27 protein-coding genes and 1 pseudogene are annotated in these 24420 nt (G+C 47.0%); 14 read left to right on the top strand and 14 right to left on the bottom strand.

Annotated elements, in window-relative coordinates:
• Position 1: 1 nt before the first annotated feature.
• Genes RS881_RS23260 through RS881_RS23235 form a run of 6 tightly spaced genes read right to left on the bottom strand, consistent with a single transcriptional unit; the run spans position 2 to position 5071 of the window.
• Positions 2-484, bottom strand: a complete 483-nt coding sequence (locus RS881_RS23260; RefSeq protein ID WP_315823279.1) for a RagB/SusD family nutrient uptake outer membrane protein — start codon at positions 482-484, stop codon at positions 2-4.
• Positions 462-971, bottom strand: a complete 510-nt coding sequence (locus tag RS881_RS23255) for a hypothetical protein (protein WP_315823278.1) — start codon at positions 969-971, stop codon at positions 462-464. The genes RS881_RS23260 and RS881_RS23255 overlap by 23 nt, the downstream gene beginning before the upstream one ends.
• Complete coding sequence (locus RS881_RS23250; RefSeq protein WP_315823277.1) at positions 925-1809, bottom strand: TonB-dependent receptor domain-containing protein; 885 nt, start codon at positions 1807-1809, stop codon at positions 925-927. Before RS881_RS23250 ends, RS881_RS23255 begins: the two co-directional genes overlap by 47 nt.
• On the bottom strand, positions 1764-3164 hold the full coding sequence (locus RS881_RS23245) for a TonB-dependent receptor plug domain-containing protein (RefSeq protein WP_315824582.1): 1401 nt from the start codon (positions 3162-3164) through the stop codon (positions 1764-1766). Before RS881_RS23245 ends, RS881_RS23250 begins: the two co-directional genes overlap by 46 nt.
• Positions 3165-3196: 32 nt before the next feature.
• Positions 3197-3886, bottom strand: a complete 690-nt coding sequence (locus RS881_RS23240) for an STN domain-containing protein (RefSeq protein ID WP_315823276.1) — start codon at positions 3884-3886, stop codon at positions 3197-3199.
• Between the two features lie 33 nt (positions 3887-3919).
• Positions 3920-5071 (bottom strand): FecR family protein, encoded by a 1152-nt coding sequence (locus tag RS881_RS23235; RefSeq protein WP_315823275.1) that lies wholly within the window; start codon positions 5069-5071, stop codon positions 3920-3922.
• A gap of 218 nt (positions 5072-5289) precedes the next feature.
• Here RS881_RS23235 and RS881_RS23230 point away from each other — a divergent pair, with 218 nt between their 5' ends.
• Positions 5290-5871, top strand: coding sequence for an RNA polymerase sigma-70 factor (locus RS881_RS23230; RefSeq protein ID WP_315824581.1), 582 nt, complete (start codon positions 5290-5292; stop codon positions 5869-5871).
• Between the two features lie 131 nt (positions 5872-6002).
• Here RS881_RS23230 and RS881_RS23225 read toward each other — a convergent pair whose 3' ends face one another.
• The 3 genes from RS881_RS23225 to RS881_RS23215 all read right to left on the bottom strand — a co-directional run bounded on the left by RS881_RS23225 (position 6003) and on the right by RS881_RS23215 (position 8989).
• The gene (locus RS881_RS23225) at positions 6003-8075 is read right to left on the bottom strand and encodes a T9SS type B sorting domain-containing protein (protein ID WP_315823274.1); all 2073 of its coding nucleotides are present in this window, start codon (positions 8073-8075) and stop codon (positions 6003-6005) included.
• A gap of 217 nt (positions 8076-8292) precedes the next feature.
• The gene (locus RS881_RS23220) at positions 8293-8580 is read right to left on the bottom strand and encodes a hypothetical protein (protein WP_315823273.1); all 288 of its coding nucleotides are present in this window, start codon (positions 8578-8580) and stop codon (positions 8293-8295) included.
• A 10-nt stretch (positions 8581-8590) separates the two neighbouring features.
• On the bottom strand, positions 8591-8989 hold the full coding sequence (locus RS881_RS23215) for a hypothetical protein (protein WP_315823272.1): 399 nt from the start codon (positions 8987-8989) through the stop codon (positions 8591-8593).
• 376 nt (positions 8990-9365) lie between these two features.
• Between RS881_RS23215 and RS881_RS23210 the strand changes: the two genes are divergently transcribed.
• A complete protein-coding gene (locus tag RS881_RS23210; RefSeq protein ID WP_315823271.1) occupies positions 9366-9848 on the top strand; it encodes a hypothetical protein in 483 nt (160 codons plus the stop codon).
• A gap of 46 nt (positions 9849-9894) precedes the next feature.
• Here RS881_RS23210 and RS881_RS23205 read toward each other — a convergent pair whose 3' ends face one another.
• Both RS881_RS23205 and RS881_RS23200 read right to left on the bottom strand, forming a co-directional pair.
• Positions 9895-10098, bottom strand: a complete 204-nt coding sequence (locus RS881_RS23205) for a helix-turn-helix domain-containing protein (protein WP_315823270.1) — start codon at positions 10096-10098, stop codon at positions 9895-9897.
• A complete protein-coding gene (locus tag RS881_RS23200) occupies positions 10095-10709 on the bottom strand; it encodes a hypothetical protein (protein ID WP_315823269.1) in 615 nt (204 codons plus the stop codon). Before RS881_RS23200 ends, RS881_RS23205 begins: the two co-directional genes overlap by 4 nt.
• A 281-nt stretch (positions 10710-10990) precedes the next feature.
• On the opposite strand from RS881_RS23200, the gene RS881_RS23195 reads away from it, so the two are divergent.
• Together RS881_RS23195 and RS881_RS23190 are read left to right on the top strand one after the other, a co-directional pair.
• Positions 10991-11263 carry a hypothetical protein gene (locus RS881_RS23195; protein ID WP_315823268.1) on the top strand — a complete coding sequence of 91 codons (273 nt, stop codon included), beginning with the start codon at positions 10991-10993 and terminating at the stop codon, positions 11261-11263.
• Complete coding sequence (locus RS881_RS23190; RefSeq protein WP_315823267.1) at positions 11223-11717, top strand: siderophore-interacting protein; 495 nt, start codon at positions 11223-11225, stop codon at positions 11715-11717. The genes RS881_RS23195 and RS881_RS23190 overlap by 41 nt, the downstream gene beginning before the upstream one ends.
• Position 11718: 1 nt before the next feature.
• On the opposite strand, the pseudogene RS881_RS23185 reads toward RS881_RS23190, so the two are convergent.
• The 3 genes and pseudogenes from RS881_RS23185 to RS881_RS23175 all read right to left on the bottom strand — a co-directional run bounded on the left by RS881_RS23185 (position 11719) and on the right by RS881_RS23175 (position 14414).
• Positions 11719-13304 (bottom strand): annotated as a pseudogene (locus RS881_RS23185) (sodium/sugar symporter).
• Between the two features lie 221 nt (positions 13305-13525).
• Complete coding sequence (locus tag RS881_RS23180; protein ID WP_315823266.1) at positions 13526-14206, bottom strand: inositol oxygenase family protein; 681 nt, start codon at positions 14204-14206, stop codon at positions 13526-13528.
• A complete protein-coding gene (locus tag RS881_RS23175; RefSeq protein WP_315823265.1) occupies positions 14166-14414 on the bottom strand; it encodes a hypothetical protein in 249 nt (82 codons plus the stop codon). The genes RS881_RS23180 and RS881_RS23175 overlap by 41 nt, the downstream gene beginning before the upstream one ends.
• A 123-nt stretch (positions 14415-14537) precedes the next feature.
• Here RS881_RS23175 and RS881_RS23170 point away from each other — a divergent pair, with 123 nt between their 5' ends.
• The 10 genes from RS881_RS23170 (at position 14538) to RS881_RS23125 (ending at position 24401) form a co-directional block, all read left to right on the top strand.
• Positions 14538-14771 carry a LacI family DNA-binding transcriptional regulator gene (locus RS881_RS23170; protein WP_315823264.1) on the top strand — a complete coding sequence of 78 codons (234 nt, stop codon included), beginning with the start codon at positions 14538-14540 and terminating at the stop codon, positions 14769-14771.
• The gene (locus tag RS881_RS23165; protein ID WP_315823263.1) at positions 14759-15574 is read left to right on the top strand and encodes a substrate-binding domain-containing protein; all 816 of its coding nucleotides are present in this window, start codon (positions 14759-14761) and stop codon (positions 15572-15574) included. Before RS881_RS23170 ends, RS881_RS23165 begins: the two co-directional genes overlap by 13 nt.
• Before the next feature lie 368 nt (positions 15575-15942).
• Entirely contained in the window at positions 15943-16242 is a 300-nt protein-coding gene (locus tag RS881_RS23160; RefSeq protein ID WP_315823262.1) for a hypothetical protein, read from the top strand.
• Positions 16188-16976, top strand: coding sequence for a hypothetical protein (locus RS881_RS23155; protein WP_315823261.1), 789 nt, complete (start codon positions 16188-16190; stop codon positions 16974-16976). Before RS881_RS23160 ends, RS881_RS23155 begins: the two co-directional genes overlap by 55 nt.
• 30 nt (positions 16977-17006) lie before the next feature.
• Positions 17007-19634 (top strand): PKD-like domain-containing protein, encoded by a 2628-nt coding sequence (locus RS881_RS23150; protein WP_315823260.1) that lies wholly within the window; start codon positions 17007-17009, stop codon positions 19632-19634.
• Positions 19595-20155 carry a PKD-like domain-containing protein gene (locus tag RS881_RS23145; protein WP_315823259.1) on the top strand — a complete coding sequence of 187 codons (561 nt, stop codon included), beginning with the start codon at positions 19595-19597 and terminating at the stop codon, positions 20153-20155. The genes RS881_RS23150 and RS881_RS23145 overlap by 40 nt, the downstream gene beginning before the upstream one ends.
• 5 nt (positions 20156-20160) lie before the next feature.
• Positions 20161-20310, top strand: coding sequence for a hypothetical protein (locus RS881_RS23140; protein ID WP_315823258.1), 150 nt, complete (start codon positions 20161-20163; stop codon positions 20308-20310).
• Positions 20303-20812, top strand: a complete 510-nt coding sequence (locus tag RS881_RS23135; RefSeq protein WP_315823257.1) for a CARDB domain-containing protein — start codon at positions 20303-20305, stop codon at positions 20810-20812. Before RS881_RS23140 ends, RS881_RS23135 begins: the two co-directional genes overlap by 8 nt.
• Positions 20809-22782: a CARDB domain-containing protein gene (locus RS881_RS23130; protein ID WP_315823256.1), complete on the top strand. Its 1974-nt coding sequence runs from the start codon at positions 20809-20811 to the stop codon at positions 22780-22782. Before RS881_RS23135 ends, RS881_RS23130 begins: the two co-directional genes overlap by 4 nt.
• Entirely contained in the window at positions 22779-24401 is a 1623-nt protein-coding gene (locus RS881_RS23125; protein ID WP_315823255.1) for a CARDB domain-containing protein, read from the top strand. The genes RS881_RS23130 and RS881_RS23125 overlap by 4 nt, the downstream gene beginning before the upstream one ends.
• The last annotated feature ends 19 nt before the right edge of the window (positions 24402-24420 follow it).

Here is a 24420-nt window from a genome sequence, read left to right as displayed (position 1 = left end):
CTTAAAAACGGACCTCTGCTTTGTATTGGGGAAGCCTGATCTGATAATAATCCTTCCGGTCCGCTGGAATGGGTACGTTATCAATATTTTTCAGGAAGATGTTAATACGACGTATACTTTGGTAAGCACTTTCCCAGTTGCCCAGTGCATTATTCGTGGTTCCCCATGCACCAGAATTGAAGTTTAATTCCACTACATTCTCCCAGTGGTTCTTACATTCGTCCGTACAGGCCGAAACATTGATACCGCCGGTTATATTGGTAGAGCTGGTGCCCAAAGTATTATACAGGTCGGCCCAGGCTCTTTCAGCTGTAACAATGGTTGAGTAAACATCCTTTTCAGTAACAACCTCCTTAGGCACCACATCCAGGTATTTTTGCAGGACAGGGTTGCCAAACAACAAAGCAACAAACCGTAAAACAGTAATTTCCGTGTCATCAGTATAATGATTTTGAGGGTATTTAGAAAGAAAAGTTAAGGCCAACGTTGATCACCTTTTGCTGTGGATAAGTGCCGGTACCTTCATTGGATATCTCTGGATCAAATATTTTCAGCTTGTCCCAGGTAATCAGGTTAATGCCATTCACAAATACACGCACATTGCCAAGCCCAATTTTCGCCAGCCAGTATTTAGGAAGGCTATATCCCAATTCAACCGTTTTCAACCGCAGGTAATTGCTGGAATAGATCCAAAAGGTAGAATTCTGCTGGTTATTCGTATTGTCCTGGGAGGACATACGGGGATATTTATAGTTCTTATCAGGATCGGAGGCCACCCAATGATTGTCCTTTACTTCAGCAAGCACACCGGCAAACCTTGAAAAAGGAAAGACGCCGGCGCCTGTAACCAATAATGATCCGCCATAGGCGCCCTGAAAGAGAACACTGCAATCAAACCCGCCATAGTGATAAGAAAACTCACCCCTACGATGGATGTTGGCTGGTTCCTTTTTCCAGGCAAAAACCCGCATCCAATGAGTTGATCAAACCATCTCCATTCAGGTCTTTGTATTTAATATCTCCCGGTTTAGTCATACCAAACACAGACTGGGAGGGACTTTTGGCAATATCATCTTCATCCCTGAAAAGGCCGATAGCCGTATATCCATAAATAGACCCCACCTCAGTACCCGTTCTCCTTTGCCATTCCCTGCCTTTATACTCGGGTTGCCTGTAATCAATGACTTTATTTTTAACGAAAGAATAGTTAACGCGAATACTGTACCCTTGTTTTTTGAACTCTTTTCTATGTTCAACAGACAGGTCAATGCCGCTTTTATTAACAATGGCTGCATTCAACGCAGGAGCATTGAACAAACCAATGGCAGCAGGCACCAGTTCTGAAGTGATCAGAATATCCTGCCGCCTTTCTCTAAAATACTCTACCGTGAGGTTCAATCCTCCTTTCCACAATCCTGCATCCAGGCCTACATCTGTTTTATATCCTTTCTCCCATGTCAGGTTCGTATTCGGGATCCTGACCTCATAAGCACCCGAATAACTGGCCCCATCCCTGTTTACGCCAAACTGGTATCCTCCACTGTTAGAGTTCCATTGACTTAAGTAAGAGAATCTTGCGCCGGGTAAAGCAGACGAGCCGGTTACACCATAAGCACCCCTTAATTTTAGCTGATCCACAAAAGGAAGATGATCAGCCAGGAAAGCTTCTTTGGCAAGGTCCCAACTGGCAGAAATGGCTGGGAATAATCCAAATCGCTTTCCGGCCGGGAAATTTTCAGCACCATTGTATCCAGCCGAAACCATTACCGTATACTTGCCATCATAGTTATACATGATCCGGCCAACCACCCCTGGTTCTTATAGGGAAGCCCGGGTATAGCATTTTCTACCCCACCTCCTACGGAATTAAAAAAGGAAGATTGTGTGTAAACAGCAACAGCCTGTATCGTATGATTTCCAAAAGTTCGATCATAATTCAAAAAAGCTTCCACCGTAGTTCGACGGCTTCCATTAGCGCCAACTGTATAACCCAGGATGCCATCGCCATTACTAATTACCTGGTATACACCACTGGCCGCAAGGTCAGTAACAGTATCTGCTAGTACGCCTGGCTTTAACCGGTAAAGAAAAGTCCTGTTTGAAAGCCCCCGGCTTACATTGCGATAATTATTATTATCGAACGACAATCGTACCCTCGAACTTAATCCATTCAGGATCCTTTTCATATCCCATTTAAAGCCTGCTGTAGATTGAAGGTTGGTCTCAAAATTCCGTTGATACCCTGTTTGAGTAAGCCGTGTATAAGGTGAACTGGGAACCGTATTGAATGCCGAGGGACTACCATCGGGGTTTTTAACCGGATACCACCACGCAGGTGTACTTTTGATAGCACTAAAGATATCGGAAGCCGAGGTACCCGGATAATTACGGTCACGTACAATAGCTCCCAGTCCGAGTTCCATGCTTAGGTCTTTTGATATCTGGAGGTCGATATTGGACCGGAAATTATACTTGTTGGTAATAGCCTGCATATTATAATTTTCTATCTCCTCCTCAAACTTATATAACCCATTTTGCCTCAAATACCCCATCGACACAAAATACCGCGCAAACTCATTACCTCCCGAAACGTTAATATTAGCCTGTTGCATCAATGAATGCGGCTTTAGCATGGCATCTACCCAATCAACATTGGGGAATATGTATTCATAAGCCGGCATACTTCTATTCCGGTAATACTGCAATACCGAGTCGGTATATTGTATAGCAACAGGCAATCCATCATTGATCAGCCCTTCCCGGTATAAGGTAAGTCCATCATACGAATCCGCATATTCAGGCAACCTGGTAGGGCTCTGCCACCCATTTTGGAAAGTGACATTTACCCTGGGTTTGGAATTGGTTCCCCTTTTTGTGGTTACCAGTATAACACCATTGGCGCCATTGATACCAAACAGGGCTGTAGAGCCGGCATCCTTAAGAATACTGATATCTGCAATTTCATTCGGGTCTATATCGCCAAACGAACGTTGAATACCATCTACTAAAACGATCGGGCCATTGTTTCCTGTAGTAGTGCTCATGCCCCTGATATAGAGATTCGACCCATCAGCTCCCGGTTCACCACTGTTTTGAACAGTAATAAGGCCGGGCAGTCTGCCAGCCAACGCATTGCTGATATTGGCTACCGGGCTTTGGCGCAGCTCCCTCGGTCCAACAGAGGCGACGGAACCTGTCAGGTATTTTCTTTTTGGGTACCATACCCGATCACCACAATCTCATCTTCCGTTTTTGATTGTAATTGTAGCGTAACATCAATCGGAAAACGCATAGAGGGCGTGATGTTTATTTCCTGGGTAGTATAATTTACATAACTTATTTTCAATTGGCCGCTACTGCCCGGTATAGTAATGGAAAATTTACCGGCATTATTGGTGTTGACAGTAATTGATTTGTCTTTCAGCGATACCGTGGCCCCTACCAAAGGCTCTCCCAAATTGCTGTACACCGTGCCCGTGGCAATAATGTCGCCTTTCGATTCAACGGTTTTCATACCGGGATCCGTAGCTGCCGCCGGCCGGTCTTTTTCTTTCAGCACAATTGCTTTATGCTTTACTTCATAAGTAAAAGGTTGGTTTTTAAAACAACGGAGCAGTACATCAGGCACAGAGGCATTGGAAACATCAATATGCACCGGCAATGCTTTTTTGATCAGGTCATCATCGTATACAAATGAATAACCGGCCTGTGATTTTATGGCCTCAAACACCGTACGCAATGGTAAGTTGTCCCCTTTAAGCGTTATCTTTTGACTAATTGCAGGAGTACTGACCAATAAAGCAATGGCCACCATAAAACAAACAGGCATTTTCATAAGTGTGGCCTGGCAATAGTTTAGCTTACCTCCTTGGGTAGGAAGATTCATATAGAGTTAGTATTTGGTGTTAAAATGTTTCTTTTAAGGTGCGGATACAATTACTTTATTGCCCATAACCTGAAAGGCAACTTTACCCGTAGCTTCCAGTGCTTCCAGCATATTCCCCAACTCCTCTTGTCTGGAAAAAACACCCGAGAGGTAAATATGATCTACCTTATTGCTATAGGATACCTCAATATTGTACCAACGGGCAATCTGCTGCATAATTCCGTCCACACTTGTTCTTTCAAATCTAAACTCTCTGTTTTTCCAGGCTATTTCTTCCTGGACATTTGCCTGCTTATTAAGCTGGATATTTTGCTTTGTGATTGCCTGTTGCCCAGGCTTAAGAACAAGAGATTGATTATCTTTTATTACTTTCAGCGCTCCTTCTACCAGGGTAGTTTTCACACCTTGTTCGTCGGGATAAGCTTTTATATTAAAAGCCGTTCCCAGGTCTTCTATCAGTTGGCCATTTACATGCACCCGAAATGGCTGACTGGCATTGTGCACCACTTCAAAATAGGCCTGGCCGGTGATCTCCACACGCCTTTCTTTGCCGGTAAACACAACAGGATAATAAATGGAGGAAGCAGCGTCGAGGATCACCAGCGTACCATCGGCAAGGGTCAGAGAATATTTACCCCCGCGTGGCGTGGCCAGCATGTTATAAACACCCGGTTGATCAGTTGCCGCCTTATGTACTGAACGATAAGTGATGCTCCCTGGCTGCAGCCGGCTGATCTCTGCATTGCTCTGTGTGGTGATAGCCGCCCTGCCCGAATCGGAGAGCTCGATCTTTGAGCCATCCGCCAGCGTCAGTACCGCCCTGTTGCTGCCAGGCCTGATGGCATTGGCCGGTTGTGCCTGGGAATCATGTTGAGCCTGCGGCTGGGCTGGCTGTTGCTTAGGATAGAACAGGAGAATAAAAGCTGCCAGCACCGCTGCTGCAGCCACAGCATACCACCCTATCCGCCTGTTAGGCTTTGCCGGCGACAATAAGCGATTGCTGAAATCAGCGTAGAGCTCGTCAGACAGCGCATGGGCACTGCCGGCCGCTGCTACCCATTTTTGCATGCCACCGGCTCCCGGGTTCCAGCCATGAAACCATTCGTCCAGCTCCTCCCGTTCTGCAGCCGTACATTCATTGGCCAGGTATCGCTCCAATAAATACTTTAACCGGTTCTCATCCATTGATTTATTATTTGTAGTGCGATCGGGTGATTCCATCCTGTTCCTGGGCACCAGGTAGAAGACGGGCCAGTGGAAGTCTGCCGTTATCCTACTTGAAAATATTTTTAAGGAGGGGGAACGGAAGTTCCCGGACGTCCGGAGTACGCGGATAATCAGTGACAGACGATTTTGGTTTTTAGGAAAAAGCCTTAATATTGTCCAACTATAACGATTAAGCCATCAAAACGCAAGGACAGCATACCGACCAGGAACTGATACTGCTTTGGCAGCAGGGTGATAAAACAGCATTTTCACAACTGTATGTCCGGTATGCCACTACTTTATTATCCATCGCCATGCAAAAGATCAATGACCGGGCGATCGCACAGGACCTGGTACAAGGAGTATTCCTGGCCTTCTTTCATAACAGATCCGCAGCCCACACCATTGGTTCTATCAGGGCCTACCTCTATACAATGTTGAAAAACCGGGTATTTGATCATTACCGGCATATCAAGGTACAGGAGCAATACAAAGTTTATGTTGCCGGACAGTATGCCGAAAACCCTGTCAATAACGTAGATGAATACATCGATACACGGGAATTGGAAAATCAGTTGCGTGAGGAGATATTGAAACTACCGCCACAGTGCAGGCAGGTTTTCAAACTACGGCGCGAAGAAGAACTATCTAATAAAGAGATTGCCAGGCAGATGAACATATCCGAAAACACGGTTGAGCAACACATGCGTAAAGCGCTCCGTTTGTTACACAATGCATTACAGGTAGCCTACCGAAGTTTCTTTATGTTCATACACTAGTCACCCCATGCCATTGCCAACTTTGAATGGGGCCCGCTTGCAGATTCACTTAACGAATTGAATGGATGGCCACTTAGTGGATTTTTTTACAATGCGAACAGGAGCGTCAATACAGGCAATAAACGCAACAACTACCGGATCAATGCCGTAGTTCCTTTTTGGAATATTTTCTCCTTCGTTTCCCGGTGCACAAAGCTAAGCACCCATACATAAGTGCCGCTGGGTTGTTTTTGCCCATTGAGGGTACCATCCCAACGTTTCTTCCAATCAGTAGTTTCAAAAACGATCTGCCCATACCTGTTATACACTTTGAATTCAAGTTCAGTAGCTTTGAAAGCATTGAGTGGATACAGCAGATCGTTATTACCATCGCCATTGGGGCTAAAAGCATTGGGAACTGTGATGTAACAGGTGGTCACTACTTCTACCTGATGAAAAGCAGTATCAAAGCAATGCTTATCGTTTTCAATGATCAATCTTACCGTATATAATTTAGTGCGGGCCAGTGGACGTTGATACTTTTGAGGATCGGGCTTTTGCAGCAGGCTGCTATTGCCATTGCCAAAGGTCCAGTCCCAATTAATGATCTTGCCCAGGCTGCTGTCGGTAAATACCGCCTGGTCTTCGGGGCATAGGAATTCGGGATAGCCAAATCGGGCATCCATGGCATTGTCGAGCAACACAACAGTTTCAGTTGAATCACTGCATACACCATTGTTGACGATCAGGTTTACTTTCTTGGAGCCGAAGGTGGGAAATACGATCACAGGATTTTGTAATGGACTGGAGCCTGCACCTTCAAATGTCCAATACCACTGCGTCACCTGGTTGGCGCCGGGATGAAAAAACTCGACCGTATCTTTCTTACAACCCCATAAGATATTATAGGTAAAATCGGCATTGACCGTATCGTAGGTAGTGAAATTAAGGGTAGCGCCCGCCGGTGTTTCCATACCGCATTCATCAATGATGGTATTGCCATCACTGCCTCTTCGCAGTTGAATATTCCAGGTACCACCTACCTGTATGGGCGCAGTAAGTTGTACCTTAATGAGTGTTGTAAGACCATTGACACAGGAACCCGATGCGCCTTTGATGCCTACCGGTAAGCCTGGGATCATAAAATCACTGCCATCCGCAGCAATAGAACTGCACCGCATACCATTTTTAAATACCAGGCGTAGCTCATCGGGTTTACAGGATGTAATGGCCGTGATGCTGTCCATCGGGGTTGGTACGATGGGGTATACCACCACAGCGAGCCGTTCTCCATCAGTAATTTCACGGTCGCAATTGTCTTTTAAGGTATTGCCATCAGCCCCTTTCCTGATAATAATATCATAGGTGCCGGGGGCGATAATATGATTTACAGTAAGCACCACACTGTCCATATCAAAGCTGCTGCTGCAACCTATCCCAACAGCAGCAACAATATTACCTGCTGCAGGTGCCAGGAGGAAATCACTACCATCGGCCGCCAGGCTATTACATTTCATTTTCTTATTCAGCTTAACCCTCAGTACCGTACCGCCACAGGCTGCAGAAGCACTTTGCAAGGCCGGCAGCTTGGGATCAGTGATCACGGCCGTACCACCACCAAAAGACAGTTTATAGCCGCTTTGTGAGTCGGTAAAATGACTAATTAGCAATAGGTAGGTATGGCCCAAAAGGAGGGTCGGCATTTTGGCAAAAGTGGGTTTACCATCAGAGGGGTTCGAACCACATTCAATATTGGTTACACCAGTGGCCGAAGCGCCGGTGAGACCATAGGTACCGGCCCAGTTGCCCGTCACTACTAAATTGGGATTGGTAAATACATCATCGGGATTAACGCCCGTAATATCATACAGCATCCAGTCATAATCATCACCCAGGTCGTTGGGGGTGATCAGGAATCCCAGCGTGCCGGCAGTAAAGCAGGTAAACCGGTACCAGAATGGATTTTTATCAGAATAGCCGCTCGTTCCACAACCGGGTACATTAACATTCCGGTTACCACAAATGGGTACAGTGGTTTGGCTAAAAGTAGTAGAACCGCAGACAGGGAATGCTGTGGAAGGGTTTTGCCCCAGGGTAGTACAGGTTTGGGCTGTTAAGTAATTGGACAACAATAAGATCAATAGCAGTACAACGACACTCCGATACATGGTTGTATTGACCTGTGAAACACGTTGATCGTTGCAGATAGTAGAAAATTTCGACATAAGCAGCCCCATTTCTTTTACGGTTCCGTTTTTACCCGGCCATTGCCTGTGGAGATACGCGCCAGGTACTCCAACCGTTGGGGGCTAAGATAACTGAAAACTAATATTTATCAGGTATAGAATAGACAAACTGCCCTATTTGATAAGACGAAATACCCGGTGGCACTGCCAGACTGAGCTGTCTGCTGTGAAGAACTCCATTACCTGCAATCAATTGTCATCCGGTGACTACCTTAATGACAGCCATTGTATTTTCAGGCTGGGGAGTTTTGCATCCTTCAAATATATACATGCCATTAGTTTTAACGCCGAGGGTAAGAATAACGGGATGGGGATTGTCAGCCGGCAGATTTAAAGAAAGGTTTACAGACCTCGTGGTGGTATCATTTGTTTGGATGATCGGGCTTTGTTGTGTAACGGTGAGCACATCCTCCTTTTCGAAATCAATGGCGGTAGCACAGGCAATAAAACTGTATTCAGTGGCATCACTTACTGTATCGACCATGGTGATCGCATTAAAAAGGAATATGGATCCTGAATAAACCGGCGGCGTGGTCCAGGTAGAGATACCAGGGTGCATACAAAGTATCAGCCAGTAATTTGTAGCGGTTGAAATTGAATCCTTCCAGCATGGGCAGTGCTTCGGGGTGACCATCCGATTTCCCCCTGCCCCTTATGGGATCGCTCTGGATGATACGGAGCATCCTTTTTGTTAGTCTGCCCGATACATACCGATCGCTCATACCCCTCAGTTCCGACATGGCCTGTCGTAGTATCTTGTTGGCCTTCCCGGCCCGTCCAAATTCCGTCATGTTTTCCCGCGTCCGTTCGAAGGCCTTATCCTTGTAGATTCTATCCTTCTTAGTTTTGTTCTTCTTGGTTTTGTTCTTTTTACTGGTGTTTTTCTTAGCCATATTGGTGTTTGCACGTTGAGGTGATAACTGTAATCACCCCATATACGTGTTTTCTCTGGCGGCAGATTGCTGTACCAGACTGCAAATCAATTCAATAGATAGTATTTTTCAGTTGGCAATTGCACTGACTATTTGAATAGTTCATTCCGATAGGTCTCCTACTCCACTGATACTGTATTAGTTATCCTAGCACTATAAGCACCCGGATATACTACGTATTGCACTGCACCGTATAGCCCAGTGCAATGCGTAGTGGATTCCAGTGCAATAAAACCAGGCTTTTTAGAGGGTATTACATGAGGCCGACTAGTATTCAGCTAGGCTGGACACGGGCGATCCGTAATATGGAAATGGCTGCTTCCAGCATCTCAATACCATGAAACTGCCCAAACTATTCTATACACCCGGACTGATCAGCTTACTGGCATTGCCCCTGCTGATCATGTACCTGGTTTCCCCGTTTGGAGAAGAACTATACGCCATCAAGATGATTGTGCCGTCGGATGAAAAACCGGAGGTTGCTAGTTTTCGATATACAAAATATGGTGTATGGGATGCCATCAAAAATAAGAAGATCATACAGGTGCAGTTTTTCCGTGCACCAATTAGTAGGCTGAATGAGTATACCAGGGATATGAAACTTGAATTTGTACGGCAGGAAATTGAACGCTTGACCTTTACACATGATACCAATTCCGTATTGAAGGTAGAGTTGGGAAAAGGCATTACCTATGGGGAGTTTATAAGAATACTCGACCAACTGGCTGTCTATGGCGTAAAAAGATATGCACTGGTAGATGATAGTCTCTATATTTTTGCCAATGAACCCGAAAAGCGACAAGAAGCGGAAGAGGAGTAGTATACCGAACCTTGCTGGCCTGTAATAAGTACTCCTTCATCCTTATTTACCGAACCTGGCCCGGCGGCAGGCCAAACTTTTTGCGGAAGGCATTGCTGAAATGCTGTACAGAGGAATAACCCAAATTGTCGGATACCTCTTTGATGGCCATATTGCCCTGCAAGAGTAATGTCCGCGCCTGGTCGAGTTTAAAATCACTGAGGTAGCCATATACCGTATTGTTGAAAACCTGCTTAAAACCCTGCTTCAATTTAAACTCATTGATACCGGCCACTTTTGCCAGTTCGGTAAGGGAGGGAGGTGCTGCAATATGTTGCAACAGGTATTCCCGGGCATACAGGATGCGGTCTTTATCCTGGGGGCCGTAACAATACGGGAAGCAGTTTTACCCAGGGCATCTTCATACATCTGGGCTTGCAAGCTGAGCAATTCTATGCATTTGGATTGAAGGAACAATAATTTAAGGCCACCTGTACAGGTGCAATTCATAATATCACGAATGCACTGGTACATATTGAAAGAGATGGGTAGGTTTTCGCGGCTTAGCTGGGTAACCTTGCCAGTTTCTATCATTTCGGCAAAACGCCTTAAACCCGGGCTGCCCGATTGAGCCAGTTGCAGGAAAAAGCCGGTAGTGAAGTGTACTTCAAAAAACTTATACCGTTCGTGTTGCACATAATCGCCTATACCCATAAAGTTGGGCATATAGTGCATATTGTGTTCATTCTCTTTAAAATGGTATTGCCCGCCATTCAGGTCATCCATCATCATACCCCTGCCGGCCAGGGTGAAATGCATTTCTACCAGGTCATGATGATCCAGCATTTCAAAATGCAGTTTCCGGGTTCCATATAGCTGCATATCGCCATATACAATGTATACACCGGCAAATGCTATCCTAACCAGTTCTGCATTACCAAAAGGAAAACTGAAGAGCTCCCGCTTCTCTGTTACGAGGGGTTGATGAATGTGATCCGTGTAAAAGTATCGGTCAATGTAAAATCTATGCCCTGACCATCTCTAACGGTGACTTGCATAAAATCCGTTTGGTGTAAACTTTTATCCGTTTCGTATAAATATAACCAATGAAGTGATTGATAGTTTTGTAAAATTATTATTCCGTTTACAAATACCACCATACAATGCCTCAATTACCTAAATGGCTGGCTGATTCTATGTTGTATGTAGCCAACCCCTGGCTCCGTCATGCAGTTGTATCCAATACAACCATGATCACCGGTGAATTAAAAATGGTCACCTTCAAAGGAGAGTTCGATCATGAAAACTTTTACCGGGAAAAATTGTCCAATTCAGGGTGGATGATACCAATTTCCGGCATTACACGCTCTCCTCCTTCAATAAGCAGCAGGGACTTTGCTCTGTTCTTTTTACCTGCATGGCAAGGGGCCCGGTAGTACCTGGGCAGCCAATTTAGAAGCAGGTCAGCAAATAAGATTCAGGGCTGGACAAGGCACATTAAGATACAATGACCTGGCGAAGCACCACTTCTTTTTCGGTGATGAAACATCGATTGGCTTGTTCAATTGGTACAAGACCACTGCGCTTGCCTGTAGCCATGAATATTTTGGTGTATTGGAGTTGAAGCCCGAACACAAAACAGCGCTGAACGATTTAAAGATCATGATAGATTCCGTTCATTCATCTATGCCGGCGCCGGCAGTGAAGGCAATTGAATGGATGGAAGAAATGCACCCCGATTGCTGGAATAACTGGAAGGGCGCTACTTTTTACCTGGCAGGCCGGGCCATGTCGATCACCCGGTTCAGGAAATACCTGTTACTCAAAGGCGTAACCAGTGCACAGATACGCACCAATGCTTACTGGGCCGACGGAAAGCGGGGATTGTGAATTACCAAAATACCGTATACAATGCGGTAAGTATACCCAATATGATCACCGAGCCCACCATGAATGCCGGGGTTACTTTAAACATCGACCGTTCTATGATCACGGGCTCTTCCCTACCCTCCCGCCGCGGCCAGAGATAACTCATGGATACCATAACGATCAGGATGAGGATAAAAGTAATGGTCATACGGTCCAGGAACGGATAATCCGGGAAAGCACCCCCTGTCCAGGAAGGCAGGAATTTCAATAAAGTAGATACGGGTATGGTCAATAAGGTGCCAGCCAGGGCAGCAGCAGCCGTGGTCTTTTTCCAGAACAGCCCCAATAGGAATATAGCCAGCACACCAGGCGAAATAAAACCTACATATTCCTGTATGAACTGGTAAGCCTGGTCCAGCGACCGCAGCGCAGGCGCTACAATAGCCGCAATGGTCATGGAAATGATCACAGCCCATCTTCCTGTACGCACCACCTGTTTTTCGGTAGCATCCTTCTTGAAGAACTTACGGTATATATCCAATGAATAAATAGTGGCAATGCTATTCGTCTTCCCGGCCAGGGAAGCTACTACAGCCGCTGTTAAAGCGGCAAAGGCCATTCCCTTTAACCCTGCAGGCAACAAATTCATCAGGGTGGGGTAAGCATGATCGGGTTTTACGGCACCCGTAGCATCCAGCATCTCCTGTTGGAACATGCCGTGTTGGTGCATTACGTACATGGCAATACCAGGCAATACAGCGATCACAGGGATCAGCAATTTCAGGAAAGCTGCAAACAGTATCCCATTGCGGGCCGTTTTAAGATCGGCTCCCAGGGCCCGCTGGGTAATATACTGGTTACATCCCCAATAGCTTAGGTTATTGATCCACATCCCACCAATCAGTACCGAAAGGCCGGGCAGGTCTTTATAATAATTATGATCGGGTTTGAAGATCATGTGAAAATGAGAATCGGCCTGCTCCCGTAATAAGGAAAGCCCTTTCAGTACATTGGCGCCGTGGCCAAACTTCTCCGACAATAAGGTTAGCGCCAGGTAAGTAGTGATCAATCCACCGGCAATCAATACCAATACCTGTATCACATCCGTATATCCAATTACTTTCATGCCCCCAGCGTTACGATGACAGAGCATATACTCAAACCGGCAATACACCAGCCAAAGTCGATGCCGGTAATAGAGGTAATGGCAATAGCGCCCAGGTAAATAATGGAGGTAAGGTTCACAAAAACATATACCAACAGCCAGAATACGGCCATAATGGTACTTACCTTATCATTGTACCGCTTGGCCAGGAACTGGGGCATGGTGTAGATCCTGTTCTTCAGGTACAGCGGAATAAAGAATACGGCCACAATGATGAGGGTGGCAGCCGCCATCCACTCATACGTAGAAATGGCCAGTCCCAGGGCAAAACCCGAGCCCGACATGCCTATAAAATGTTCAGCCGAAATATTGGAAGCAATGAGTGAGGCGCCAATGGCCCACCAGGTAAGGGAGCCTTCGGCCAGGAAAAAGTCTTTGGAATCGGTAGTGCCTTTTTTTCTTCTTTGTATAGATGTACAGGCCGTACAGGGATACGAGGACAAAATATACCAGGAAGACAATATAGTCTGCGGTTTGTAATTTATTCATAAAGCAGCTTTCCTGAGGGCTCAAACAACAACAAGGTGACGGTCTTGTTGCTGTTTAAACCTTCAGTTTCGTTCTGATCTAATGTAACGAGGAAAATGTAAGGTACCAAATAGTAATCTTCAGTTGATATCCAAAGGTCTACTACCAATACCTAATAGCTATATACTAACAGTTCTTAAAACTTCAGCCTTTGAGGCAGGTATTTATTTGCCAGCTCCTGGTAATAAGGACGTAATGTATTCCAGTCCGGCGGTGTTGGATTCTTTGAATACAGGTCGTACGGGTTGAAAAGTTTCACCCATTTAAGCATTTCCCGGTCATGATCATCCAGCAGGTAATCATACTCTCCTTCCCTATGCCAGGCATAGAAGGAATGGTAACGCAACATATACAGTCCCGACTCGGGCAGGTAATCCTTCATCATCTGGTATACATACTCATCATGCCCCCAGGACATATCCACGTTGCGCAAACCGCAGCCTTGTTTGTATACCCCCAATGTTGTATTGAACCTTGCATCGGAATAATCAGGGTTATTGGCAAAGAATTCCGGGAATACTACTTTATTGGAATATGCGCAGCCTACCGGGAAGGTATCGCCTACTACCGCCCATTGGGGTTCACCAAACAGGCAAAGTACTTTACCCATATCGTGCATGAGGCCTACCATCACCATCCAGTCGGGGTGACCATCAGCACGGATGGCTTCGGAAGTTTGCAGCAGGTGCTGAAACTGGTCCAGGTCCGTATCAGGATCAGAGTCATCTACCAGTTGGTTCAAGAACTGGAAGGCGTCCCATACAGGCATTTCCTTCTTATCGAATTTGAGGTAATTGCTTTTTTTTCTCCTGTACAAAATCATAGGTCTGGTAAGTATGATTAAGCCGGTAAAACTCCTTTACCGTATCGCGTACCGGCGTTTCATAATTCCGGTATTCTTCGGTGCTCTTGGAAGTAGCAATGGATTCCGGATCGGGATACCGGTCCAGGACAGCTTCTTCCCATTCATCAAGGCTTTTCAGTGGGTTTATTTCGGCTTCAGAAAATTTGTTCACAGGCGTCATAAAGCAAATAATTTAATGGATAATAAAGGCGGGATCGCTCCACTAATTTGCATCTAAATCTTTTCTGACAGGCATCATCAACCATATTTATTTACGAAACCGGTTGCGGGGAAATGGTTACATTTGAATCATAGTCAAGACGGTATGCCCAATATTAGCATGAAAATGTTGGCAAAGGAATTACAGCTTTCCGTGTCAACCGTATCTAAAGTTTTTACCGATAGTCATGAGATCAGTGAACAAACCAAACAGAAGGTATTGGCACTGGCCCGGAAGCTCAATTATGTACCCAATCCCTATGCCAGCAGTTTGCGCAAGAGAAAAGCAAGACCATCGCCGTGGTATTGCCCGAAGTAGCTGACAGCTTCTTTTCAGTGGCCATTAATGGCATAGAATCCATCGCCCGTGAAAAAGGTTACCATGTATTGATCTATCTCACCCACGAACAACTGGAGCGGGAACAGGCCATCCTGACGGATTTTCAAAGCGGACGGGTAGATGGGGTATTGATCTCCATATCCAATGAAACCTCGGACGATCAACATATCAAAGAAATGATGCAGCGGGGCATACCGGTGGTATTCTTTGACCGGGTTTGTGAAGATACTGCTACTACCCGTATTACCACCAACGACAAGGAAAGTGGCTGCCTGGCCGCCCAGCACCTGATTGATCAGGGGTGCAAACATATTGCCTACCTTACCATCTCCGAAACATTGTCTATCAGCAAAAATCGTCTCCATGGTTGCAAGCAGGCCATGACATCCCATCAACTGAACTTCCAGGACCAGGACCTGGTATTGTGTACAAACGATGATACACAGAACTACGCCATCATCAAATCTTTGTTACAAAGAAAGAACCGGCCGGATGGTATTATTGCTGCTGTAGAAAAATTAACTGCTGGTGTATACCTGGCTTGTAAAGAATTAAAAATAAGTATACCCGGAGATATCAAGGTCATCAGTTTTTCTAACCAGTCTACCGCTCCTATATTAAACCCATCCCTTACCACCATTACCCAACCCGCTTTTGAGATGGGTAAAATGGCCGCCGCGGTTCTTTTTAATAGCCTTAGGAAAAGCAGTGAGCGGTTAAAAGCCGAAACCATTGTAATGCCTTCTGTGCTGGTAACAAGAGAATCCACCAGGGGTAAATAACGGTGAGCATGAGCTGTAACACAATGGCTTCAACCATACAGTACAACCTGTAATCAACCAACGATAAACTATAGCTAAAGGCCTCAAACCCTTACCGGCATTACACCCTGGGCATACCGGAAAATCCCCCATTTTGATCAATATCACCAAAATAAAGTCAATTTAATATTGCATTATCCGGAAAACAAAATAGTTTTACTTCAACATAGCGCTTCAGTTCAACCCTGTCGAAACGTTCATCCCACATTTGATCTATTTCCTGAAAATCCATTAGCGTCCTCCTGATCGGGCTCCCTGTTAGTATGCATCCGGCCTATATAGCCGGCCAGTAATCCTATGCCATTTAGGAATCATTAAACTCTTACAATATGACTAAGCCCCTGTTCGCCATCCTGGCGATGACCCTCCTTATTGGCCTATCATCAGCCCAGGCAAAGATCCTCCGTGTTGGTTACTTAGGTACACCGGTTGCCGGTGTTGACTTTGCCACCTTCGATAACAACGTGATCACTGCCGCTGCCAATGGTGATACCATACAGATATACCAGAACAACAACCTGAATGGAAGTGGAGTAACAGTAACCAAAAACTTACATTCCTTGGTTTTGGTTATATGCTGGACAAGAACCCGGGCTTACAAGCTACCGCCCTGGCCGACTATTATGTGAATATCTATTTTACTCCCGGCTCCGAAGGTTCTTCTCTACAGGGCCTCAACTTAAGCACTGTATATGTAGGCGCCAGCAATATCACCATTTCACGGTGCAGGATAACAAGCTACCTCTACCTGGGATATAATTATGCTACCGGTCAACAACCGGCCGTTTCCAATATCAACGTCTTCAGCAATTTTTTATCCGGCGGTGGTTTCTATGATTATGGTGAAGTAAGCGGCCTGCTGGTGTCCAATAATATCTTTTACTCTATTACTATTACCCTGGATAATTCCACGGGGCTTTTTACCAATAACGTAGTCACCAGTTCTGGCATCAACCTCAACTCCTTTATTATACGGAACAATATTATCAGTGCTCAGTGTATTACTTCCTCGGGAAGTGTGATACAGAACAATCTCTTCTCCATTTCATCCTGTGCCAATGTACCGGCCGGCAATAACAATGTATTCAGTGTAAACCTCGCCAATGTTTTTGCCAATTGGAATGGCGGCAGTATTGCAGCCGATAACCAGTTGGTGTTAAAAGCAGGCAGTCCGGCTATTAATGCAGGCATCAACGGCAATGGCACACCAACCGATGCCGGGGTATTTGGCGGCGATGCCGGCTTTACTTATCGCTTAAGCGGTATTCCGGCAATACCCGCGATATACCAATTGTCCGCGCCTTCCCAAACTGCCAGCAACAACCCGTATACCATTACGGTGAGTGTGCGCAGCAACAATTAATATTTCCGTCAACCTCCTGACATGACTAGTATGGTCTTATATATAAACCATCTACGGGCAGGGTATTGCTGCAAGTTATTGCGGGCCGGCATCAGCAGTATGATTGGCTGTTGTCTGCTCCTGCTTCTTGCGGCGCCCACCAACACCCAGGCACAAGCGGGCATTGCCCGGATAGAGTATTATATTGATACCGATCCGGGTTACGGCAGCGCCACACCCCTATCCTTTGTGCCCGATACGGCTGTTCATAACCTGCCCATACAGATCAATCCCACCAGCCTTGGCAGTGGTATCCATTCCCTCTATGTACGGGCCATGGATGCTACCGGCAAATGGAGTCTCAATAACCGCTGGTTGTTTGTGAAGCCCTACGGCAATATCAACAATGCCCCGCCGGCCATGATAACTTATTTAGAATGGTACATCGACGATGATCCCGGTTACAATAAGGGCCATAGCGTGCCCTTATTGCCGGGTGATGTTCCGGAAGATGTATTGATCAATGTAAACCCGGCCGGACTGACAGCGGGTATCCATTCTTTTTATGTACGGGCCAAGGATGCCAATGGCAACTGGAGTTTGGCCAACCGCTGGTTGTTTGTAAAACCCTATAATGAAACGGGAGGCACACCACCCGCTAATATTACTTATGCAGAATGGTATATAGACAATGATCCAGGCCCCAACCAGGCCAATAGCCTGGGCCTCACACCCGGCACAACAGTGAGTGATCTCCTGATCAACATTAACCCCGCTACCCTGACGGCGGGTATTCATGGTTTCTTTGTACGCGCACGGGATGCGCAAGGCAATTGGAGCCTTACCAATCGCTGGTTATTTATCAAGCCTTACAATGAAACGGGCAATCCAGCCGCGCCCAATATCACCCAGGTAGAATGGTATGTCGATAGTGATCCCGGCCTGGGCAATGCCACCAACCTGTCAATAACACCTGGCACCGACCTCAACAATGTACTGATCAATGTAGACCCCAGTGCCCTGACCGGCGGCATCCATTCGTTTTATGTACGCGCCAAAGATGCCCAGGGCCACTGGAGCCTCGTCAACCGCTGGCTATTTGTAAAACCATATAATGAAAGCGCCGGCGCACCACCTTCCAATATTACCTACCTGGAATGGTATGTAGACCAGGATCCAGGGTTTAATAATGGTACGCCTGTATCGCTTACACCAGGCATTGAACTGCCCAACCTGGTAGTGAATGTAGATCCCACCAGTATTACCAATGGTATTCATTCCTTCTATATCCGTGGACGCAATGCTGCAGGTCATTGGAGCATGATGAACCGCTGGCTCTTTATACGTGGTGTAGACACTACTGTAACAGGCAATACGAAACCCGGTCTTACCTACCTGGAATATTATATCAATAAAGACCCGGGGTTGGGCCAGGCTACCTCCGTTGCTATTACACCCGGCACGGATATCCATAACCTGGCCATCCTGGTGCGGGTAGATACCCTGCAACCAGGGCAATATACCTTATACATACGGGCTAAGGATGCCAGGGGCAGTTGGAGCCTGGTAAACAAAGCGGCTTTCCAGGTCGATCCGCCGGACGCTATTACTTTAACACTTGGCGCATTGCCGGATAGTGTGTGCGCCGGCAGTACAGTGCCATTATCCTTTACAGCATCGGCATTGTATGGCACAGCTAATGTATTTACCTTGCAGGGATCAGACCAAAATGGTTCCTTCAGCAATCCCACCACCCTGGGAACACTGGCTTCCAATACTTCAGGCACCATACAGGCCCTGATACCTGCCAACGCCCTCACTGGGTTCAATTACCGCGTACGCCTCATTACAACTGCCCCTTCAGATACCGTAACCAGCGATAAGGTTATTACCCTGCTGCGGCTGCCTGATCATGCACCGGGTATTACCGGCAAAACGCAGTCATGTGTTGGCACAGAGATCTATACACCGGCCAATATAGAACCCGGTGTTCAGTATAGATGGCAAATACAACCTGCAGCCAACCTGGATACTACCGGCGGTATAGCCAAGATCAACTGGAACATTCCGGGCCAATACCAGCTCTCCGTGCAAGCTTATAATCAATGTGGCGATGGTCCAAGCTCGTTTATCAACATCACTGTAGGCGCGCAACCCACTATTGCACCAGCTATAACAGCCATTGGCCGTTACCTCAATGCCACCCTACCTGCAACCAATTACCAATGGTACAGGAATGACACGGCCATTGTTGGCGAAACAACCCCTACTTATTATGCAGCCAACGCAGGCAGCTATACCTTGAAGTTTACCAACCTGTGCGGTAATGGTCCTGCTTCCAATGCCATTGTATTTACAGCCGAACAACAAACGCAAACCATCAACTTCCCGGTTCTCACCAATAAACTCTTTGGCGATCCGCCCTTTGCACTGCAGGCGACAGCCAGCTCGGGCCTCCCGGTTAGTTATGCAGTAGTAAGCGGCCCGGCCATTGTGCTACAAAACATGGTTCAGCTTACCGGATCAGGTACCGTAGTGATCAGTGCCACTCAGCCCGGTGATGCCAATTACCTGGCAGCTACACCTGTGACACGTGAGTTTACAGTATCAAAACCTTCCAGACCATCACCTTTGAGGAAGTGCCTGACCAACCCTATGGGCAAAACTATCTTATACTGAATGCCAATAGTACATCGGGCCTGCCGGTACAGTTTTCGATCGTATCCGGCTATGCACATATCAATAATGGCAATCGTTTAACGCCCATTGGCGCAGGTACGGTAGTGGTGCGGGCTTCACAACCTGGCAATGGCAATTACCAGTCGGCGGCAGTAGACCGCAGTTTCTGTATTGCTGCGCCCCAGCCATCACCCATCCAGGGCTTCAAAGAAGCCTGTGCAGGAACTACTGGTTATTATATCGCCCCGGTACAAGGAGTAACCTATGCCTGGTCGCTATCGGGTGGGGGTAACCTATTGGCCACTACGGGTGTATCTGTTTCAGTAAACTGGACCACGCTGGGTACACATACAATTACGGTAAAAGCCATTACCAATTGCGGAGTCGATACCACACCGGTACGTACAGAGCAAATCACAGTGACCAGTACCCTGATACCTGCTGCACCAACCAACCTGTTCCCTGCAAGCGGCACAGTGATCAACGCTTTCCCATTTCCTGCTCCTGGCAGCCGGCGGTAAATGCGTTGGCGTACGACCTGTATGTATGGGCCGATAGCACCACCGAACCAATCAACCCCACCATTAGTAATATTAACCAGATAGGCACCGTGATCCGGCAAAATCATTTGCCGGGATTTGCTGCCGGTAAAAATACCATTGAAAGTAGTGGGTAAAAATGCCTGTGCGCAAACCAGCAGTCCCACCCAGCATTTTGTCATCAGCGACCTGCCCAACCTTATTGTGGCCAATGCCGATGCCCCTGATGAAGCCTTTACAGGAACAGCGATTGATGTAACCTTTGAGATCAGGAATACCGGTAAGGAAAGCAGCCGGTCGGGTACCTGGTATGATGCCATTTACCTCTCGGCAGATACCATCCTCAATAAAGTGATTGATCCTTATCTGGGAGCCAGGGCCAATGTGAGCGCTTTACAGCCTGGCCAAAGTTATGCCAGCGTCATCCGGGGCAACCTGCCACGCAATATCATTGGACAGCAATACATACTGGTAGAAACCAATTATGACCAGCGATTGGGGGAAGCAATAGGAACCGACAATATAAAAGTGGTGCCGTTGGTGATCAACCTCACACCGCCACCCGACCTGCGGGTAACCAATGTAGTGACAACGGGGATGCTTTTTCGGGCGAACCCATCACGCTGGAGTGGACAGTGATCAATAAGGGTACGGGTAATAACAAAGAGCTTTCCTGGAATGATATGGTGTACCTAAGCCCCGACAGCGCCTTCGACAATGATGCAGCCATGCGGGTAGCCACCGTAAACCATAGCGGTATCCTGAAGCCCGACAGCACCTATACCCAAAGCATCACGCTTACGCTGCCCGACAGGTTATTTGGCAAGCATTATCTCTATGTAGTAACCGATGCGGGTAACCAGGTATTTGAATTCGCCGCTGAAAACAACAATACAGGGCGCAGTGATGCTTTAAATATCTTCCTGACACCGCCACCCGACCTGGTGGTGACGAGCTTAAACAACCCGGAACATGCATCTACAGGCGAATCGGTGCTGGTAGACTGGACAGTGCAGAACCAGGGAGCTACGGCGCCACGTGCAAAAGACAGGCGCTGGAGAGATGCTATCTATATCTCCAAAGATGCTGTATTCAACAGGAATAGCGCTATGTTATTAGCTACCCAATCACCTTCACCCTACCCGGTATTCAATAATGGGGAAACCTACAGCAATGAAGACAGGATTGCCATTCCCAGTGGACTCAAAGACACCTGTTATTTGTTCCTGGTAACCGATTACAGTGATGAGGTGTTTGAATACACCAATGAATCGAACAATACCAGGCGCAGCAGGATCATCATCCAAACACCCGATCTGATCGTGTACAATGTGGTGGCGCCAGCAACCGGTTCATCTGGTAATGAGGTAACAGTTGAATGGACGGTTAAGAACCAGGGTAATGGGAAGATACCCAACCAACAACGTACGGATATCATTTGGCTGTCGCCCACCCCTTCTTATAATGCTACAACAGCGCTGAGGGCGGGCCATCTTTCTTATGGCAATCCGCTCGATCCCGGCGCCAGTGCTCAAAAACAACAAACATTCAAATTACCGCAAGGTATTCAAGGCACGTATTATGTATTCATAGATACCGATTATGGCAATGCCATCTTTGAAGGCGGCGCCGATGGGAACAACCGCGACAGCAGCGGTGCATGGGCCATCACCCTTTCGCCTTCGGCCGACCTGCAGGTAACTTCCGTGACCCTATCGGCCGACACGCTGGCTTCCGGACAAAAAATAGGCATTCGCTATACAGTAGCCAATAAAGGCGGCAAGGACATCAGTGGTGAAGCCTGGCGGGATTATGTGTACATATCCAAAGATTCAGTATGGCCCGGTAGCAGAGCCTATATGATCAAATCATTCACACAAACGCAATTCCTGGGTCAAAATGAATCGTATGAGATCAGTGATTCCTTATACATCAGCATGAACCTGTTGCGCAATATCGGCGTCAATATGGCCAATTGTTATTTCTATGTAGTGACCGACATAAACAACTACATCTACGAATACCAGGGCGAGAACAACAATACACTCCGCAGCAAGGCCATTCATGGTATGCATGCAGAACATGCCGACCTGGCCATTACACAGGTATCCCTACCCGATTCAGTCACCGCAGGTCAACCAGCCAGGGTAGAATGGTCGGTAATCAATAAAGGCGGCATGACGGGTTATTATTATGACTACTGGTATGATGGCATTTTTGTATCGAAGGATACCATCTTTGACGCCGGTGACGCCTTTATTACAGATGCGGTATTGTACAGTCCGCTGCATACCAATGAATCCTATTCGGATAAGCTCAGCTTCACAGTACCCAATGGGCTTTCGGGCAACTACTATTTATTGATGGTGGCCGACCATAAGAATTACAACCGGGATAAGAACCTGAAGGATAACTACAAAACGATCACGTTTACGGAAAATGGACAGCCCACCCCTACGCCGAAGCCGATCAATATCTTCCTGCCGCCTTCGGCCGACCTGAAGGTGAATGCTTTCCAACACCCCTCCACGGGCGATGCCGGCCAGCCCATCCATATTAGCTGGACCATCCTGAACCAGGGCCCCGGCGCCACCACCAAAGGAGGTTGACAGAAAGGATCTACCTGTCGGCCGATAATAAAGTAGATGGCAGCGATAAGGTACTGGCTTCTTATGCACGCAAAGGCGACCTGGCCAGCAATGGCAGCTACCAGGACAGCCTGGATATTACGATACCCAAAGATGCAGCGGGCAATTACTATATCCTGTTCCAGACAGATAATAACAATGCAGTGTATGAACATGAGGCCGAGAACAACAATACGGCCAGTGGCACCATCTTCATTTTACAGCCCGCTCCCTCCGATCTCTTTGTATCGAATGTAACCGTATTGCCAGCCACAGTATCCATCGGTGGCCATATTACAGTGCAATGGACACTTTCCAATATGGGCGCCAATGCGGCCACCGGCAAATTGAAGGAAGGCATCTACTTGTCAAAAGATACCGTGTGGAATAAGGAAGACCTGCTCTTGTTCACTGCCGATGCATATATACAGTTACCGCCACAGGGTTCGGAACAACATAGCCAGCAGGTAAAAGCCACCGGTTTGTCGGCAGGCCAATACTATGCACTGGTACGTACCGACCTGGCCGATAATATTTTTGAGGACAATGAGAACAACAACACACAGGCATCCCTACAAACAGTAAGCCTGGATGTACCTGAGCTGAAGTTGAATATCCTGGCGGCCAATAACCTCGCTCAAAATGAGCCCTTGTATTACCGGTTGGAGATACCCGATTCACAGGCAGGAGAAACCTTGCTGGTAAGCCTGAAAAGCGATTCGCTGCAAGGGGCCAATGAGCTGTACATCAGGTATGGTGATGTGCCTACGCGCACCACGTATGACCTTACCTACAGCAATGCCTTCAGGCCCAACCAGGAAATAGTAATACCCGCCACCGTAAAAGGCACTTATTATATCATGGTATACGGTGCGGTGAACAGCGGCAAACAGCAACCCATAACCCTGCTGGCCAAGAAGATCAATTTCGAGATACTGACCATTGCAGCCAAAGAAGGCGGTAATACAGGTTCGGTAACGATAAAGATCAGTGGAGCCAAATTTGAGCAAGGTATGCAGATCATGCTGCAGGATGCTACCCTGGGTGCTACGCCGGCACATACCATTACCTACGTCAACAGCACTACCCTCTTTGCCTCCTTCAATTTGGCAGGCATGCCCGTAGGCACGTATGATGTAAAAATGAAGAAGGCCAATAAAGACTCTACCAGCCTGGCCGATGGCTTTAGTATCGTGAATGGTCCGGGTGGCGGTCTGGCAGGCGGTGGTGGTGGCGCGGGAGGCGGATTCTATTGCAGCATTAAGAATGTAGGCGTAAATCAACTGATGGATGTGGATGTGCAATATCCCGAAGCTACGCGTACCCGCCGCGTATTTCCCATGGTGATCAATTTCGGCAACTCGTCTAATGTGGATATACCGGTACCCACCCGTATCCTGATCAGTGTAGGTGGCGATCCCATCTCGTTTGTGACGGATGGTATGGTAGCCGATATGATCAATAGCAAAACGGAACTATACATTGAATTCAAAGAATTGAATGCCCCCTTAGATGTGCTGCGACCCGGTGCAACCGGTTCCATCACCATCTTCACCTTGTCGCAAACAGGTTCCAACCTGCGCTTCAGGTTGATACGGTAAACAGTACAACTGGCAACAA

This window comes from Paraflavitalea speifideaquila (assembly GCF_032395985.1).
Classification (GTDB): domain Bacteria; phylum Bacteroidota; class Bacteroidia; order Chitinophagales; family Chitinophagaceae; genus Paraflavitalea; species Paraflavitalea speifideaquila.
Note: the sequence above shows the minus strand (reverse complement) of the source record. Positions and strands in the feature narration are given on the sequence as shown.